This window comes from Flavobacterium sp. YO64 (genome assembly GCF_004119505.1).
GTDB lineage: Bacteria > Bacteroidota > Bacteroidia > Flavobacteriales > Flavobacteriaceae > Flavobacterium > Flavobacterium oncorhynchi.
The window spans coordinates 1-17,789 of record NZ_NRQV01000021.1 but is presented as its reverse complement, the minus strand read 5'-3'; the positions used below and the strand labels follow the sequence as shown (position 1 = coordinate 17,789).

Annotated in this window: 12 protein-coding genes and 1 pseudogene; 3 read left to right on the top strand and 10 right to left on the bottom strand. The window is 32.8% G+C overall.

What is annotated here, in order from left to right; translation table 11 throughout:
* The first annotated feature begins 19 nt into the window (after positions 1-19).
* The 3 genes and pseudogenes from BOW57_RS14790 to BOW57_RS14775 all read left to right on the top strand — a co-directional run.
* On the top strand, positions 20-1,501 hold the full coding sequence (locus tag BOW57_RS14790) for a hypothetical protein (RefSeq protein ID WP_129055331.1): 1,482 nt from the start codon (positions 20-22) through the stop codon (positions 1,499-1,501).
* A gap of 69 nt (positions 1,502-1,570) precedes the next feature.
* On the top strand, positions 1,571-3,355 hold the full coding sequence (locus BOW57_RS14785) for a cytochrome-c peroxidase (RefSeq protein WP_129055329.1): 1,785 nt from the start codon (positions 1,571-1,573) through the stop codon (positions 3,353-3,355).
* Positions 3,356-3,654: 299 nt separating this feature from the next.
* Positions 3,655-4,611: pseudogene (locus tag BOW57_RS14775) on the top strand (AAA family ATPase); the annotation flags it as partial.
* A gap of 64 nt (positions 4,612-4,675) precedes the next feature.
* Here BOW57_RS14775 and BOW57_RS14770 read toward each other — a convergent pair.
* The 10 genes from BOW57_RS14770 to BOW57_RS14725 all read right to left on the bottom strand — a co-directional run bounded on the left by BOW57_RS14770 (position 4,676) and on the right by BOW57_RS14725 (position 17,663).
* Positions 4,676-7,393: a DNA gyrase/topoisomerase IV subunit A gene (locus BOW57_RS14770; protein WP_129055325.1), complete on the bottom strand. Its 2,718-nt coding sequence runs from the start codon at positions 7,391-7,393 to the stop codon at positions 4,676-4,678.
* 52 nt (positions 7,394-7,445) lie between these two features.
* Positions 7,446-9,314 (bottom strand): DNA topoisomerase IV subunit B, encoded by a 1,869-nt coding sequence (locus tag BOW57_RS14765; protein WP_129055323.1) that lies wholly within the window; start codon positions 9,312-9,314, stop codon positions 7,446-7,448.
* Positions 9,315-9,477: 163 nt separating this feature from the next.
* Entirely contained in the window at positions 9,478-10,653 is a 1,176-nt protein-coding gene (gene pncB / locus BOW57_RS14760) for a nicotinate phosphoribosyltransferase (protein WP_129055320.1), read from the bottom strand.
* A gap of 84 nt (positions 10,654-10,737) precedes the next feature.
* Positions 10,738-11,667: a transglutaminase domain-containing protein gene (locus BOW57_RS14755; protein ID WP_241687451.1), complete on the bottom strand. Its 930-nt coding sequence runs from the start codon at positions 11,665-11,667 to the stop codon at positions 10,738-10,740.
* 54 nt (positions 11,668-11,721) lie between these two features.
* A complete protein-coding gene (locus tag BOW57_RS14750) occupies positions 11,722-12,246 on the bottom strand; it encodes an NADPH-dependent FMN reductase (protein ID WP_129055316.1) in 525 nt (174 codons plus the stop codon).
* Between the two features lie 95 nt (positions 12,247-12,341).
* On the bottom strand, positions 12,342-13,259 hold the full coding sequence (locus BOW57_RS14745) for a YihY/virulence factor BrkB family protein (RefSeq protein ID WP_129055314.1): 918 nt from the start codon (positions 13,257-13,259) through the stop codon (positions 12,342-12,344).
* A 92-nt stretch (positions 13,260-13,351) separates the two neighbouring features.
* A complete protein-coding gene (locus tag BOW57_RS14740) occupies positions 13,352-14,026 on the bottom strand; it encodes a hypothetical protein (protein ID WP_129055312.1) in 675 nt (224 codons plus the stop codon).
* Positions 14,027-14,033: 7 nt separating this feature from the next.
* Entirely contained in the window at positions 14,034-14,711 is a 678-nt protein-coding gene (locus tag BOW57_RS14735; RefSeq protein ID WP_129055310.1) for a TIGR02117 family protein, read from the bottom strand.
* Between the two features lie 385 nt (positions 14,712-15,096).
* Positions 15,097-16,191 (bottom strand): redox-regulated ATPase YchF, encoded by a 1,095-nt coding sequence (ychF, locus tag BOW57_RS14730; RefSeq protein ID WP_089052424.1) that lies wholly within the window; start codon positions 16,189-16,191, stop codon positions 15,097-15,099.
* A gap of 308 nt (positions 16,192-16,499) precedes the next feature.
* Positions 16,500-17,663 (bottom strand): hypothetical protein, encoded by a 1,164-nt coding sequence (locus BOW57_RS14725; protein WP_129055308.1) that lies wholly within the window; start codon positions 17,661-17,663, stop codon positions 16,500-16,502.
* Positions 17,664-17,789: the final 126 nt, after the last annotated feature.

The following is a 17,789-nucleotide window of genomic DNA, read 5'->3' as shown; positions in this document are numbered from 1 at the left end:
TCAAAAAAACAAAACAAATATGAAAAGTACTTTTTTAAAATCAGTTGCATTGCTTGGAATTACAGGTCTTTCTGTAATGAGCTGCCAAAATGACGACAAAGATTCATCAAAAGATGTAAACGCTGCTATCGATTTTACTTCACACTCAAAAGTTCCTGCTTTTGTATTTCCGATGGCAGGTTTTGAGAACCTTAAAATAAGCACTTTAATTGCAAGTTCTGACGTTCTTCCGGATTCTCCTAAATTTGTTTACGGTGCGCAGCCTGATGGTGCTGGATTAATGAAAAATCCAACTGGAGAAGGTTATATTATGATTACAAACCATGAAATCCTGCAATCAGTTTCAAGAGTTTATTTAGACAAAACTTTTAAACCTGTAAAAGGAGATTATCTTGTTGACGGAGTTGGAGGTTTAACACGTTTATGCTCTGCAACTTTAGCAACACCAGAAATTCACGGGTTTGGTCCTATCTTTTTAACTGCTGGAGAAAGCGGACAAGAAAGTATGGTTCACGGAATTAATCCGTTAGGACAATCATCAGACAAAAGCAGAACAGATCGAGTTTTACCAGCTTTAGGAAAAGCAAGTATGGAAAATGCAGTTCCACTTCCTAAAGAAGCTTATCCAGGGAAAACTGTTATCCTTATTGGAGAAGATCAATCGTATGCAACTTCACACGTAAGTGCAGGACAATTGATTATGTATATGAGTTCTACTGTTGGAGATTTAAGTAATGGTAAACTATATGCTTTAAAAAGAACTGACGGGAATCAAGTAGAAACTACAATGAAACTAAACAACTCTTATCCTGTTCAGTTTGTTGAAATTCCAAATGCTAAAAACTTAACAGGAGCTGTAATTAATACAACCGTTAATGACTTAAAAGCAATTCGTTTTTCAAGAGTTGAAGATGTAGATTACAGAAAAGGAAGTGCAAGCAACAACAGAGAAGTTTATTTTACAGCAACTGGTCAAGCAACAAACAATGCTCCTGTTGACGGATATACAATGTGGGGAAGAGTTTATAAATTAAAAATGGACGCTGCAGATCCGCTTAAAGGAACTTTAGAATTGGCTGTCGAAGGTGACAGTACTCCAGGAACGGGAATCATCAACCCAGATAACTTATGTGTAACTGAAAATTTCGTTTACATTCAGGAAGATGGTGATAGTTATTATGCTGATGCTAAACACGATTCGTACATCTGGCAATACAATATCGCTACAAAACAAAACAAACCTTGGTTAAACATGAACCACAAAAGAACGGATACGGCTTGGAACGCTCTTTACAACCAAACTGGTGAAATGAGATTTGGAAGCTGGGAATTTGGAGCAATGGAAGATATATCTGATATCATTGGTGTTCCTGATACTTTTACTGTAAATATTCACCCTCACACTTGGCAGAGCGATGCGTTTAAAAACGCTGATGGTTCTGGAACTCAAACTAACAAAGAGGGCGGACAAACTGTTATTATTAGAAACGTACAACGATAATAAATACAGCCAAAATCTATCAACAACCCTTATTTTCTAGATAAGGGTTGTTTCTATTACAATACTATTATGAAATTAAAGCACTTTACTTTTCTACTTTTGACACTTTGTTTTTTCTTTTCATGCCAAAAAAATGAAGTTTCAAAAACGACTATAAAACAAGATTTATTAGTTGACTTAACCAAGTTAAACAATGAAATTGTAAAATTTCAGAAGCTGATTACAAATACCTCATCGCAAAAAGAAATTGTTGAACAGTTTAAAAAATCACGTCTGGCTTATAAAAAAGTCGAATGGGCAATTGAATACTTTGCACCTGAGACAGCGAGGTTTATGAATGGTCCAGCCTTAGACGAAATGGAACTTGAAGAAAATAGATCATTTGAACCTCATGGTTTTCAGGTTATCGAAGAAATGATTTATCCAGAATATGATGCTGAAAACAATCCAGATATAATTAAAGAATTGAATATTTTTCAGTCCAATATTAAACAGCTGAAAAGCACTTTTGAAGTTATTACGATCAGTAACGATTATACACTAGACGCTATTCAACAAAATATTTTTAGGGTTATTGCCTTAGGAATTACAGGTTTTGACAGTCCAATTTTACAATCTTCAATTCCAGAAGCCGCCGAAAGTTTGATTGTAATTCCAAAATCACTTGAAAAAATTAACGCTAGTAATACATCATTATCAGAACTAAAAAAATTGACTTTAAAAGCGCAAAAGTACTGTACTGAAAACAATAATTTCAATGCTTTTAATCGTGCCTTTTTTATAACGGAATACTTGAATCCGATTTCAAAAAATATTAAAGCTTTTCAGAAAGAAGAGAATATTAAAAATGTAAAAAAAAGCAGTCCATTAAACCCAGCTATTGAAACTTTATTTGATAAAGATGCGTTTGATGTCAACGCTTTTGTGCTTTCTGACGAATATAATTTTACGAAAGAAAAAGCCTTTTTAGGAGAAAAATTATTTTATGACAAAGGCCTTTCTAAAAACAATGATCGAAGCTGCGCCTCATGCCATCATCCTGAAAAAGCTTTTACAGACGGCTTAAAAACAAACGTTTCTTTGACTGGTTCGAATTTAGCCAGAAACACTCCTACTCTAACCTATGCTTCTTTACAAAACGCTCAATTTTGGGATATGCGCCAATTAGATTTAGAAAAACAAAGTGTAGACGTTATTCAAAATAAAGATGAGATGCATGGTTCTATGGAAAATATTCATGCGAAGATTCAATTGGATAATGAATATGTAAAACTATTTAAAAAAGCGTATCCAAAAACCTCAAAACCTGAAGCTTGGCAGATTCAAAATGCTATTGCTAGTTATGTTCGTTCTTTAAACGCATTCGATTCTCGATTTGACGAATACATGAGAGGAAATAAAAACATTCTTAACAATGAAGAAATAGAAGGAATGAATCTTTTTATGGGAAAGGCAAAATGCGCAACTTGTCATTTTACGCCATTATTTAACGGAACAGTTCCGCCTAGTTATTCTAAAACGGAACATGAAGTTATTGGAACTCCAAATGAAGCTTCAGGAAAAACATTAAGCCCAGATAAAGGTCGTTATCTATATAACAAAATGCCGCAATTAGTTGGTGCCTTTAAAACACCGACTGTTAGAAATGCAGCAGTTACAGCTCCATATATGCACAACGGAGTTTTTAAAACGCTGGAAGAAGTGGTTTCTTTTTACAACAAAGGCGGCGGGCAAGGTTTAGGCTACGAAGTCGAAAATCAAACGCTTCCTTTTGATAAATTGAACCTAACTGTAAAAGAAGAAAAAGCTTTAGTTGCTTTTATGAAAACACTTACGGATAAGAAATACCAGTAAAACCAAAATAATTTTCACAACAAAAAACGGCCATAAATCATCTTTTTGGCCGTTTTACATTTAATCAACAAACATTCGATACGGAAACACATTTGAAGATCTATTTTTTAGATTCTTCATAAAGCTTTCGCATAAATAGCTCCACTCAGAATCCGACAAATGTTGTTTTTCCTCAGGATTTGTTTTAATATAAATATCAACTGTTCGGCTAAAACCTGCTTTTACCGAAATTTCTTTTCGTGTGCCTTTTTCGATTTTAATATCTAAAATCGAACTTTTAAAATGACTAAATCCAGGGTATTCCCGCAGGCAAACTAAATGAAGAAGAAAAGCAGAAACTAAGCACCATTGAAGAAGTACTAAATCAAAGAGTTATTGGTCAGGATCATTGTATTTCGACCGTTGCAGGTTCAATTTTAGAATCGAGATCAGGATTGAGCAAAGCTGGACAGCCTATTGCATCATTCTTCTTTTTAGGTCCAACTGGAACTGGTAAAACAGAGTTAGCCAAATCTTTAGCCGAATTTCTTTTTCAAGATGAAAATGCAATTATCCGATTTGATATGTCTGAATTTAAAGAAGAACATTCTGCAGCACTGCTCTATGGTGCGCCTCCTGGATATGTTGGTTATGAAGAGGGCGGCTTGTTAGTAAACAAGATCAGACAAAAACCTTATTCCATTGTTTTATTTGATGAAATTGAAAAAGCACATCCTTCAGTTTTTGATGTTTTTCTTCAAATAATGGATGAAGGAAAACTGCATGACCGATTAGGAAAGGAAGGCGATTTCTCGAATGCAATTATTCTTTTCACTTCGAATATTGGCGCAGATCATATTGTCACAACTTTCAATAATGGTGAAATCCCGACTTCAAGTTCTTTAATGGAAATTATGGCAAATTATTTCAGACCTGAATTTTTGGGACGTTTAACAGAAATTGTACCTTTTGCGCCTATCAGCAAAGAAAATGCATTGAAAATATTTGAAATTCACCTTAAGAAAGAGTTCTTGGATTTGCTGAAAAACATCAATATTAGAGTCGAAATTCCGATAGAAGCGAAACTTTATCTTGCTGAAAATGGTTACAACGCCAAATATGGAGCGAGACCAATTAAAAGTATTATTAGAACTCATTTAAGAAGACCTCTAGCAAAAAAAATAATTTCTGGTGAAGTTCAAGACGGAGATATAATTTCTGTCAGCATCGAAAACAACGAAGTAAAATGGATTAAGAAAGAAGCCGTTTCTCTTTAAAATTAGACTTCACAATTTTATATAAAAAAACGCTAAGAAATCAATCTTAGCGTTTTTTGTTTTTTTATTCTAAAATCAAACCAATCTGGCCATCATCTTCTAATTCTGTTTCGACCGAATCATCTTCTGGCAATTCTGGTTTTTCTGGCACTTCTTCTACAGGTTCTTCAAAAGGAAGCGGATCCAACAAATTAACTTGTTTTAGTTTATCCGCTGTTAATTGATTCCCTAAAGCTTTAAAACCTTTTACGGCAATAAAATCTTCAACATCAATATGTAAATCCTCTTTTTGAACTCCTTTTACTTTTGCAAAAACTAATTGCGCTACAGGACGATAATCCGTTGATACAATTTCTAACTGCGAATTTGGATGATCTGTAATAAAACTTTCTTCTTTACCTTCATTCTCTACCAAGAAACGTTTTAAGAAATAACGTTCTTTTTCTCCATCGTAATAAATCGCCGAAATTGGTTTTTTAGGTTTCCATTTTTCCAAAACAATCATATCTTCTTCAAAATGAGTAGATAATTCTGGAATAATAACTTTTAATTTTCCAGTCTGACTGATTACTAAAATTTTATCACTTGGTTTAAACTCTCCAAGCAATTCTCCTCTAGCATCAACGTTCAAACGTTTAACAGTATCATCAAACCAAACTTTTCTTGGCAGTAAAGTCGAAATCCCCTTTTCTTTTAATTCAATTTTTTTGATCGGATATTTGGTCACTAAATTTCCTTTAGAACCACGTCCTTTAATTGCCAATTTAGCGAAATCAATATCGAATTTCAGTTTTTTAATAGTTCCTATTTGACGCAATAAAATAGTTACAACCTCAGCTTCTCCGTTCGGGTTATGTGAAAAATACACAACTTGTGAACCATTTGTTCCGTTTGTTAAATCGTACGCTTTATCACGAGTTACACCCGAAACATTGAAACGTTTGATATACGACGGACCTGATTTACCATCACGATACATCATGTTGTAAATTGTACGTTTATCACTCTTATCAAAAACGGCAGCGTGTATAATATCTTTTCCGATAAAAGTTTTAGCATCAACTTTTGTAATCATTAATGTTCCGTCTCGTAAAAACACAATTACATCATCAATATCAGAACAATCACCTACGTATTCATCTTTCTTTAAACTCGTTCCTACGAAACCTTCTTCGCGGTTTACATATAGTTTTGTGTTACGTAAAACTACTTTTGTAGCTTCAACGTTATCAAAAACACGAAGTTCTGTCTGGCGCTCACGGCCTTTTCCGTATTTCTCTTTTAATTTAGTGAAGTATGCAATTGCAAAATCTGTCAAATGTTCCAGATTATGCTCTACTTCTTTCATTTCCTCTTCTAACCTTGAAATCAATTCATCGGCTTTATCAGAATCGAAACGTGTAATACGAATCATTGGAATTTGAGTCAAACGCTGTAAATCTTCATCAGTAATGTCTCTGACAAATGATTTTTTGAAAGGCTCAAAACGATCGTATAAATATTTGTAAAGTGATTCTCTGTCTCCATATAATTTGAAGTCGATATACATTTCTTCACGAATGAAGATTTTTTCTAAAGTAGAGAAATGCCACTTATTTTTTAATTCTTCTAACTGAATTTCTAATTCCTGACGAAGTAAATCAACTGTTCTGTGCGTTGATATTTTCAACATTTCAGAAACTCCGATAAACAATGGTTTATTATCTTCAATAACACATCCTAAAGGCGCTACAGAAGTTTCGCAGGCAGTAAATGCAAATAACGCATCAATTGTTTTATCTGGTGAAACACCTGGAAAAAGGTGAATTAAGATCTCAACATCGGCAGCAGTGTTGTCTTCAATTTTCTTTATTTTGATTTTACCTTTTTCATTGGCTTTCAAAATACTGTCAATCAAACTAGATGTGTTGGTTGAAAACGGAATTTGCGTAATCACCAATGTATTTTTGTCTAATTGCGAAATTTTAGCGCGCACACGTACACGTCCGCCACGAAGTCCATCATTATAGTTTGACACATCGGCAATACCTTGTGTCATAAAATCAGGATATAATGTAAAAGGTTTTCCTTTTAGAATTTTGATAGAAGCATCAATTAATTCATTAAAGTTATGCGGCAATACTTTTGTAGAAAGTCCAACCGCAATACCTTCTGCTCCTTGTGCTAAAAGTAAAGGGAATTTTACAGGAAGATTGTTTGGTTCTGCGCGACGACCATCATACGAAACTCCCCAATCTGTAATTTTTGGAGAATATAAAACTTCTAAAGCAAATTTAGATAAACGTGCCTCAATATAACGCGAAGCTGCCGCTCCGTCACCTGTTAAAATATTTCCCCAGTTTCCCTGACAGTCAATCAATAAATCTTTTTGTCCAATTTGCACCATTGCATCTCCAATACTTGCATCTCCATGTGGGTGATACTGCATGGTGTGACCAACAACATTGGCAACTTTATTATAACGACCATCATCCAGCTCTTTTAAAGAGTGCATAATACGACGCTGAACCGGTTTAAATCCGTCCTCGATAGCAGGAACTGCACGTTCCAGAATTACATACGATGCATAGTCCAAAAACCAGTCTTTGTACATTCCAGTTACTTTGGTAATAACGTCTTCTCCTTCTTCTTCCTGGTTTTCGTAAAAATGCTGTCCTTCAAAATTTTTAGCATCTACATTTATAATCTCATCTGAATCATCTTGATTTTCACCAAATTGATTTTCATCTTGATTATTCTCGTCGTCGTTTGGAATTATGTTATCGTCTTCTTCGTCTTTCATATATTTTGTTCAGTATAAATACTAAAAAATTCTTCTATAATTCTTTTTATGATTAAGCTTCTTCAAGCTCATCAATCTCCACCTTCAAGTTCTTGATAATAAACTCTTGCCTATCCGGAGTATTTTTCCCCATATAGAAAGATAACAACTGCTCAATTGAAGTATGTTTATCCATCATAACCGGATCAAGTCTAATAGTATCTCCAATAAAGTTCTTGAACTCATCTGGTGAAATCTCTCCTAAACCTTTAAATCGAGTGATTTCTGGTTTTGGTTTTAATTTTTCGATGGCATCTTTTCTTTCGTCTTCAGAATAACAATAAATCGTTTCTTTTTTGTTACGAACCCTGAAAAGTGGTGTTTGTAAAATATACAAATGTCCTTCTTTGATTAATTCTGGGAAAAACTGCAAAAAGAAAGTAATTAAAAGCAAACGAATGTGCATTCCGTCGACATCGGCATCGGTTGCAATTACGATGTTGTTGTAACGTAATTTTTCTAATCCGTCTTCGATATCTAGTGCAGCTTGCAATAAATTGAATTCTTCGTTTTCATACACAATTTTTTTCGTCATTCCGTATGAATTCAAAGGCTTACCACGTAAACTGAAAACGGCTTGTGTATTCACGTCACGCGACTTTGTAATAGATCCAGAAGCCGAATCTCCCTCGGTAATAAAAAGTGTACTTTCTAAGTTTCTTGGGTTTTTGGTATCTGGAAGATGCGCTCGGCAGTCTCTTAATTTTTTATTGTGAAGATTGGCTTTTTTAGCACGATCTGTTGCCAGTTTTCTAATTCCTGATAATTCTTTACGCTCGCGTTCTGCCTGAAGAATTTTACGAAGTAAAGCCTCTGCGGTTGTTGGATTTTTATGCAGGTAATTATCCAGTTTCGTTTTAATAAAATCATTAACGAAAGTACGAACAGAAACTGCTGGCGTTCCATCATCAGAACCCATATCTGTAGAACCTAATTTTGTTTTGGTCTGAGACTCAAAAACTGGTTCCATCACTTTAATGCTGATCGCACTCACAATAGATTTTCTAACATCCGATGCTTCGAAATTCTTATTATAAAACTCACGAATTGTTTTTACAACTGCTTCACGATAAGCTGCTAAGTGTGTTCCTCCTTGTGTTGTATTCTGTCCATTGACAAAAGAGTGATATTCTTCGCTGTACTGCGTTTTACTGTGCGTAAGTGCAACTTCGATATCATGCTCTTTTAAGTGGATAATTGGATATTCTAAATCATCTTCGCTGATTGTTTCTTCTAATAAATCACGAAGTCCGTTTTCTGAATAATATTTTTCTCCGTTAAAAATAATAGTCAAGCCATTGTTTAAGTAACAATAGTTTTTAACCATTTTGATAACGTACTCTAAACGGAATTTATAGTTTTTGAAGATTGTTTCGTCTGGCGTAAAAGTTACTTTTGTTCCTTTACGTTTTGTAGTATCAATTATATCTTCTTCTGAAACTAAATTTCCTGCCGAAAACTCCGCTGCCTTTTGTTTATCATCACGAACAGATTCTACACGAAAATAGTTCGAAAGTGCATTAACTGCTTTTGTTCCGACACCATTCAAACCTACCGATTTCTGGAAAGCTTTAGAATCGTACTTTCCTCCTGTATTCATTTTCGAAACTACATCGACTACTTTTCCTAACGGAATTCCACGTCCGTAATCGCGAACCGAAACCGTTTTATCTTTGATAGTCACTTCAATAGTCTTTCCAGAGCCCATCACGAACTCATCGATACAGTTGTCTAAAACCTCTTTTAAAAGAATATAAATACCATCATCAGGAGAAGAACCGTCTCCCAATTTTCCGATATACATTCCGGGACGCATACGGATATGTTCTTTCCAATCAAGCGAACGAATATTATCTTCGGTATATTGATTTTGCTCTAGCATATATGAATTTAGGATTTTTTGCTAATGTACCATTTCTTAACAAAAAATAAAAGCGTATTTTCTTTTTGTTATGAATAATAACAGTTTAAAATCTATTTAAATTGATTTTAAAATAAAACAGGAGCTAAATTTATGGAAAAACTGCTTTTTCGGCAAAAAAATACTATTTGATTCCGAGTACCTCTTTCGCCAAAGCAATCATTTCAGGCGTTCCCGTATTTTTGTTTTTTTCATCAGAAAGTTTTACAACGCCTTCCCAATGTCTGTTTTCAAGTTTTACTTCGGTTAATTTTATAACCATATTCATCGATGGCAAACCTACATCATTGGTAAAATTGGTCCCGATTCCAAACGACATCTTGATTTTACCTTTACAAAAATCTGTTATACTTTTTACTTTATCATAATTTAGAGAATCCGAGAAAACAATGACTTTTGATTGCGGGTCAATTCCCATTTTAGCGTAATGCGAAATTACTTTTTGTGCAAATTCAATCGGATCGCCGCTGTCATGACGAACTCCATCAAAAAGTTTAGAATATTTTTTATCGAATTGGCTAAAGAAAATTTCAGTAGTATAAGTGTCTGTCAAGGCAATTCCTAAATCCCCTCCATAAACTTGTGTCCAGTGTTCTAAACTCATAAAATTAGCCATTTTAAATCCATATTGCGCTGCATGAAACATAAACCATTCATGAGCATGAGTTCCTAAAGGCCTGATATTATTAACCATTGCAAAATGTACATTGCTGGTTCCTATAAAACTTTCTGAACCAAACGTTCTAAGCGTATCATTTACCAAAACATGCACGTCATAAGAATGACGACGTCGTGTACCAAATTCTAAAATCGAAACTCCAAGCTTGTTATAATTGTCAATCTTGTTCTTGGTAAGCTCTTTTATTGCCTCGTCGTTTAAGCGAATTAAATGATTGGATTTATAAAAAAGCTCCGAAATTAATGCCATCAAAGGGACTTCCCATAAAATAGTTCGATACCAATAACCTTCTACTGTAACTTTTATATCCGATCCTTCCTGACTAATTTGAACTTCTGAAGGATCATAAATATAACCATGCAAAAAGTCGAAATATGTAGGATCTAAATAAGGACAATGATGAGATAAATACTGTTTTTCCTCTTTAGTTAATCGCAAATTAGCCATTGCATCAACCGATTTCCGAAGTAAATCTGCAAATCCAGGCGGAAAAATATGTTTTCCCCTATTTATAAAACCATAACGAACTCTTGCCTTTGGAAAAAGTTTTATTACAGTGTGCTGCATCGTAAATTTATAGAAATCATTGTCTAAGATCGATTTCAAAAAAGTTGTTTCCATAGCATATTAATTCAAGTCCTGAATGGCTAAGATACGGCAATTCGATAAAAGAAGAAAACCCAGCTAAATAAACCTTTTCAGTATTTATTTTTTAATTATTTTAAAAGAAACAATACTGCTTGTATTTACATAAATGGTAATATAATCTCCTATGTTTTTATCGTAAGTGATTTGAAATTCTAAACTGCCCCGTTTTTCTTTTGAGTTTTGAATTTTAACGGGCTGATTCTTTTTATTGAGATAAAAAACTTGATCGGATTTTGAAACATTTTTGATTTCGAAAGTAATTTTATCGCCAAATTTTGCATCAATAATTCCAGAATCTGGCGATTTAACTTTATAATCTTCTTCTATTGTTTTATTGTAAATTAAAGGTCCGTTAAGAAAATCTTCTTTACTTAATTTATTTCCTAAATAAGAACCTGAATCTGGAAAGTGTTTTGCAAAAAAATAATCAGGATCAGTATCAAAATAAACAGGCGTAAAATCATTAACCATTTTCCCTTTGTTACTGTCATAATATCCTTGTCCCCAAGTAACATCAACTAAGCGCCACTTTCTATCAATCAAAACAATATTCCAAGCATGGTTTGAAGAAGTTGTTTTTCTTCCAATATCAGCCAATCTCGTTTTAGAATCTCCCCGAATTATTTCAGATTTAAGACCAACCAATTCAGCCAAATGTTGATACAAAGCTGTAAATCCTTCACAAACTGCTATTCTAGAAGCAAAAGCTTTTTGAAGCATTTTATCATTCAATGCTTTAATTTTTCGCTGCTTTTCTGCTTCTGTTGAATATGAAAAACCTTGTGATTTGGGCGGATTTAAAAAAGTACTGTAATCGTACTTTATATTAAAAGCCATCCAGCTGTAAATCGCTCGTGCTTTATCATAATCAGAACTGAAGTCTGTTTCAATTCTTTTCGCTAGTTTTTCTGTTGACACAAATTTGTTTGGATATTTTGCAACTATTTTATCGACTTCACTAATTTTTTGAGCAAAAGTGTAATTCAAAAAAATACTGTTTAACAGCAGGAATATAAAAGCAATCTTTTTTTGCGGCATTGATTAAAAACTTGATTTGATAATATCTTTAAGTTCTTTATCTAACTCTGCATTTGAGATTTTATTTTCTTCTAAATCAAAATTCGCATTAAAAGCAGGTAATGAAAAAGTCGCTTTTATTTGCGCTCCATATCTTGGTAAAGCATTATTTGCAATTTCTAAAACTGATGCTCCTCCTCGCACTCCAGGTGAAGTTGCTAATAACAACATTGGCTTTTGCTGAAAAATTTCTTTCATTATCCTTGAACACCAATCAAAAAGATTTTTAAATGCTGATGAATAATTACCATTATTCTCTGCCAAAGAAACCACCAAAAGATCAGCGCTTTCTATTTTAGCTAAAAAAGCTTTTGCAAGTTCATGCTGGCCAACATGTTTCTCTAAATCAACGCTAAACAAAGGCATTGCAAAATCATTTAAATCTAAAACTTCTACATCAGCATTTTCAAATAAACTTGCCGCGTAAGTTGCTAAGTGTTTATTGATCGACTGTGTACTGTTACTTCCTCCAAAGGCTATTATTTTCATATTGTGGTATTTTTTTGTCATTCCCGACAGCTGGTCGAGATAAAAGATTAAAACTGTTTTTTTTATTTAAGTCTTGGTAATATCTAGTGGTTTTTTTAGTTATTCTCAATTTCAAAAATCTCTTTTTGTATTTCTACAGAGTATTCATTTGGTGAAATACTTCCTCCAAAAGTTTTCGCATAAACCTTAGTGAATTCCGCTCCAAAATATAAAATAATGGCGGAATAATACACCCAGACTAATATTATAATTACGGAACCAGCTGCACCATATACACTGGCAATTGTCGAATTCCCTAAATAAAGCCCGATCGCAAATTTACCTATCATAAATAAAATTGCGGTGCAGGAAGCGCCAATAAAAGCATCTTTCCATTTGATAACTCCGTCAGGTAAAGTTCGGAATATAATTGCAAAAAGCAATGTAATACTTGCTAAAACAATTACTAAATTTATAATATAAAACAAGTAAACAGTAGTATCTGGCAAATAAAGCTTTAATCGCGCATTTAAAACATCAAGTGTCGCATTGAGCATTAAACTGACAAGCATTAAGAATCCAACAGTTACAATCATTGAAAATGACATTATTCTGTTTTGAATAAATTTTTTCAAACCTTTATTGGGTTTTGCTCGTAATCCCCAAATGTAATTTATCGAACTCTGAATTTCAGCAAAAACTCCCGAAGCCCCAATTAAGAGCATTATAACCCCAAAAATCGTTACAAATAAGTTACTGTCTGATAATTGAACATTTTTAATTGCTTCTTGAATTTGTACTGCAGCATTATTCCCAACCAATCTATTGATTTGACCATACAATTGCCCTGTAACTGCTTCTTCTCCAAAAAAAACGCCGCAAATAGTAATTATAATTATCAATAAAGGTGGTAATGCAAAAATGGTATAATACGATAATGCTGCGCTTAACTTTATTGCATTATCATCATTAAATTCTAAAAATGTTGTTTTTAATAAATACCAGGATTTTGAAAATACATTTTGATTTTTCATCTACATATTCTTTGAGATTCTCTCAAATTTAAGCATTTATAAAAAAAAATCAATTCTTGTATTGTGATAGAATTTTATATTTTTTCCATATCTCAGTTTGAAACTTTTTTATATTCCTGATCGTAACCTAGATTTTTAATTTTCAAAATACTTTTAAATTCCTTTCTTGTTGGTTTTATTAAATATGACATTGAATCAATTACTTTAGCCTTTATAGCGGTAACAGAATCCAGTTTATTTAAATCACTTGGCAAATAAATATTTTTAAATGTAAGTCTATTTTTCTCTAAAGAAAGAAACTCAATATCCCAAAAAACAGAATCCCGAGTACTTAATATCAATTGCCCATTAATCCGTTTTACTTTTTGATTATATGAAAATCGAAAAATAGTATCTAAATATACCTCTGTCAATTCTAACGAATCTCCTTTTGGACTCATATATATGCTTTGTTTAGAATCTTTTCTGATTATTTTATTTTTAAAAATTAAATAATCAGATTTCATAGAATCTATTTCGCTTTTATGTATTTTATATTTTGCAAAATACGTTGCTATAATGCGATCTTCATCAATTTTTAAAAAAGTCGAATCTTCATTTTTGTATATTCCTCTAAATTTATGAGGAAATCTATCTAACTCAACATCATTATCTGGTTGAGGATTTTCAAAATAGAAAAAGAAACAGTCAGGACAGGGACGCATTCTAGCTTTTTTACAAGATCCTAATACAATTATTACAACGATCAATAAGATTGCTTTTCTCATAACTCAACTATTTATAATGACAAAAAATCCCCTTATCATAAACTGTCCATAAACTAGCTTTTTGATTTGCGGCTTTCAAAGCGCAGTTTGCCCAAGTATTACAGGTATAAAAAAGACTGTAACTTCCTTTTGCTTCATAAAAGGCATCTCTTTTTCCGTAGCTGTGACCTGCAATCCATTCTGGCTTTGTTGAATTATTGAAACTGTCAGAAATATAAGTAACTAAGTTTTGATAATTCTCTTTCGAAATCAAAATACGTTTGCAGTCTTCTCCTTCTTGTAATTGCTTATAAAATGTAGTATGCACTGCAGATGAACTCACTCCAAACACAGCCTTCAATGCTGTGCTTGCTTTTAAGTCAGACCATTCTGGTGTGTCGAGATAAAAACCTTTGTCTCCCCAGCCAAAAGCGATAAAATTCATTATCGAATCTTTTGATTTGGTTTGATTGAATTGAATTTCATTTCGCCAATCTTTGATTTCATTTTTTATTGGAACGACAATATCGGTATGAACGCCGTTTGAAAGAATATAAATCGGAATCGCATTTTCTTCTTCGATTTTTGCAATATCTGAATTCACTGTGATTTTCGAAATAATTAAAACTGATGAAATGTACAAAGCCAGAAAAGTAAAAATTCCGAAAAGTGTCCAGCCTAGAAATTTGAAAGTTTTTTTTAGCATTTTGATTGGTTGGTTTTAGATTAGTAATTGGTTAATTTTTCTCTAACCAATTTTTGAGCCAAATTTTTTCAAGTTGCTAATTCGTTTGCGAAATGGCACACGGATTTTACTGATTCGCTTTCGCGAAAGCGCGGATTTGAACGGATTTTTTTAAAAAAAACTACAACGCAAAAGTACAGTTTGTCATTTCGACGAAGGAGAAATCTCCCCTAGAAACTCGACAAAGATTGGCGATTTTCGTTGCGGAGCTACTTGCGAAGATTTCTCCTTCGTCGAAATGACATACTTTGTGAATATTAACTTTTAGACACAAAAAAACTGCTGAATCTCTCCAGCAGTTTTAATCTATTCTCTTTCTTCTTTATTCTATTCTCTAAAAAAAAGACTAAACGTTAAAACGGAAGTGCATTACATCTCCATCTTTTACAACATATTCTTTTCCTTCAACTTTAAATTTTCCAGCTTCTTTTGCTTTTGCTTCAGAACCGTATTGAACGTAATCTTCGTATGAAATCACTTCTGCACGGATGAACCCTTTTTCAAAATCAGTGTGGATAACTCCAGCAGCTTGTGGTGCTGTAGCTCCAATATTGATTGTCCAAGCACGAACTTCTTTTACACCAGCTGTAAAATAAGTTTGTTGCTTTAATAATTTGTAAGCTGCACGAATTAAAACCGATGCTCCCGGCTCCGTTAATCCCATATCTTCTAGGAAAACCTGACGCTCTTCGTAACTTTCTAATTCTGTAATATCAGCTTCTGCTCCTACTGAAAGAATAATAACCTCAGCTTCTTCATCTTTTACTAATTCGCGAACTTGATCAACATATTTGTTTCCGTTTACTGCTGAACTTTCGTCAACATTACAAACGTATAAAACTGGTTTTGCTGTAATTAATTGAAAAGCTTCCATAAGAACTTCTTCATCATTGTTTTGAGGAATAATTGTTCTTGCAGATTTTGCTTGCAAAAGAGCTTCTCTAATTCTGTTCAACAAAGCTTCTTCAGTTTGAGCTTCTTTGTTTCCAGTTTTTGCTGCACGTTTTACTTTCTCTAAACGTTTTTCGATCGTTTCTAAGTCTTTTAACTGTAACTCGATATCGATAGTTTCTTTGTCACGAATTGGGTTTACATTTCCGTCAACGTGTACAATATTATCATTATCAAAACAACGCAAAACGTGAATAATTGCATTACACTCTCTAATGTTTCCTAAAAACTGATTTCCAAGACCTTCACCTTTACTTGCACCTTTTACCAAACCTGCAATATCTACGATATCTACCGTTGCCATTTGTACACGTTCTGGCTTTACCAATTCTTCCAATTTATTGATTCTTGGATCTGGAACGTTTACAACACCAATATTAGGTTCGATTGTACAAAACGGAAAGTTAGCACTTTGCGCTTTTGCATTAGATAAACAATTAAATAATGTTGATTTTCCAACATTTGGTAATCCTACAATTCCTGCTTTCATCTGTTGTTTCTATTTATTTTTAGTAGACTCCAAATTTCTAGAGTCAAGCCACTAAGCGGTATTACTTAATGGATTATAATTTTAAGTTTTTCTTTCTCTTTATGCCAAATTGATATTTTTGGACTTTAAAATTTTGCAAATATAAGATTTAATAGCTCTTAAGCGAAGTAAAAATGTTTATTAATAAAATTACTTTTATTCAGCTGCTTAATTTTTTTCAAAACTCGATAAATCATGCTTCTAAATAAAAATTTTACACAAAAAAATCCTGAATGAACTTCAGGACTTTTTTGTCATTTTAATCAAAACTACATTTTAAACTCTAAGGAACTCACAATTGCCTTTTCTTCATCTGTTGCAGTTAATCCTGAAATATCCCAGTAATTGGTTAGGATTTTATTCTTCTTATTAAAAAGCGATTTCTCTTTAAAAACGTCACTTTCCTTATAAGTAAAGTTTTGTTTATTAAAACTTGTTGTTGTAAAGCTATTACGCACTTGAATATTTTTAACTGCATCTTTTAAAATAAGATTATAAGCTATTTCTTCGTTTGAGCTCAACAAATAATAATTCTTGCCATCAAACCTATAATCTACTTTTACAAATGATCTTGTAATATTCTTTGAATTTATAGTCGTCTTTTCTTCTAATTTGTCAATATTTTTCGGAGCTGCATCAATTGTAAACTCTAGAATAAGTTTCTTTTCTGGATCGTAAATAATTTCAAAACTATCGATTGCTTCTTTTGCTTTCTCCAAAGGTGTAACTGTCATTACATAGTAATCTTTATTTTTGGAATGACCTTTTATAATAAAATCGTATTCCATTTTTGCTTTTGAACTTAAAAGCGGTTCAAAATATTTCAAGTTCGAATAATTTTCCATGATATTATTCAAATTATAACCTTTTAAATCTGCACTTACATCTGTATCTAATATCCCGTAAGATCTGTTTTGTTCTACCAAAAGTGTTGTTTCTGCTTTTTTTTGATTTCCAACGAATTGAAAATTAACAAGCCCGTCATTATAATAAGAATACTGATTATCGAGCATAAAAAACTCTCTTACATATACTTTCAGCCTATAAGATGCGGCCAGCATATGTACAGAATTAGAAACTATTCTTTGAAGTACTTTTTGAGGTGATTGTTTAGACAAAACAACTTCATCTAGTTTATTATTCTTACTGCTTAGATAAACTACAAAATTACTTTCTTTTAAGGAAGCCCACCGAATAGTTAAACTCTCATAATTAGTTTCAGAAACCTGTATATTAGATCCTCCATTTAATATAAAAACAGCTTTACCATCTTTATTAGTTAACAAAATCTGTTTGGTTTTCAAAACAACAATCGTTGCATTTTCAATAGGTAACTGCGTTTCTATATCTTTTATAATTATTGAATGTTCCTCGTTTTGTGCAGAAATACTAGTACCGAATAACACAATACATAGAAGTATAATTTTCCTCATAGGCAATCTTAAATTTTCAACTAAAGTATTAATTTTATTCTTACAATTTCAAAAAACATAAAAGCAAAATACTAAAAACCAACAAAATAGCCTCTTCACAAAACCTTAAATTATGAGCAAAAAAAA

Coding starts and splice junctions, on each gene's coding strand:
- BOW57_RS14790 (WP_129055331.1), top strand. CDS start 20: ATGAAAAGTACTTTTTTAAAATCAGTTGCATTGCTTGGAATTACAGGT.
- BOW57_RS14785 (WP_129055329.1), top strand. CDS start 1,571: ATGAAATTAAAGCACTTTACTTTTCTACTTTTGACACTTTGTTTTTTC.
- BOW57_RS14770 (WP_129055325.1), bottom strand. CDS start 7,393: ATGAAAGACGAAGAAGACGATAACATAATTCCAAACGACGACGAGAAT.
- BOW57_RS14765 (WP_129055323.1), bottom strand. CDS start 9,314: ATGCTAGAGCAAAATCAATATACCGAAGATAATATTCGTTCGCTTGAT.
- pncB (WP_129055320.1), bottom strand. CDS start 10,653: ATGGAAACAACTTTTTTGAAATCGATCTTAGACAATGATTTCTATAAA.
- BOW57_RS14750 (WP_129055316.1), bottom strand. CDS start 12,246: ATGAAAATAATAGCCTTTGGAGGAAGTAACAGTACACAGTCGATCAAT.
- BOW57_RS14745 (WP_129055314.1), bottom strand. CDS start 13,259: ATGAAAAATCAAAATGTATTTTCAAAATCCTGGTATTTATTAAAAACA.
- BOW57_RS14740 (WP_129055312.1), bottom strand. CDS start 14,026: ATGAGAAAAGCAATCTTATTGATCGTTGTAATAATTGTATTAGGATCT.
- BOW57_RS14735 (WP_129055310.1), bottom strand. CDS start 14,711: ATGCTAAAAAAAACTTTCAAATTTCTAGGCTGGACACTTTTCGGAATT.
- ychF (WP_089052424.1), bottom strand. CDS start 16,191: ATGAAAGCAGGAATTGTAGGATTACCAAATGTTGGAAAATCAACATTA.
- BOW57_RS14725 (WP_129055308.1), bottom strand. CDS start 17,663: ATGAGGAAAATTATACTTCTATGTATTGTGTTATTCGGTACTAGTATT.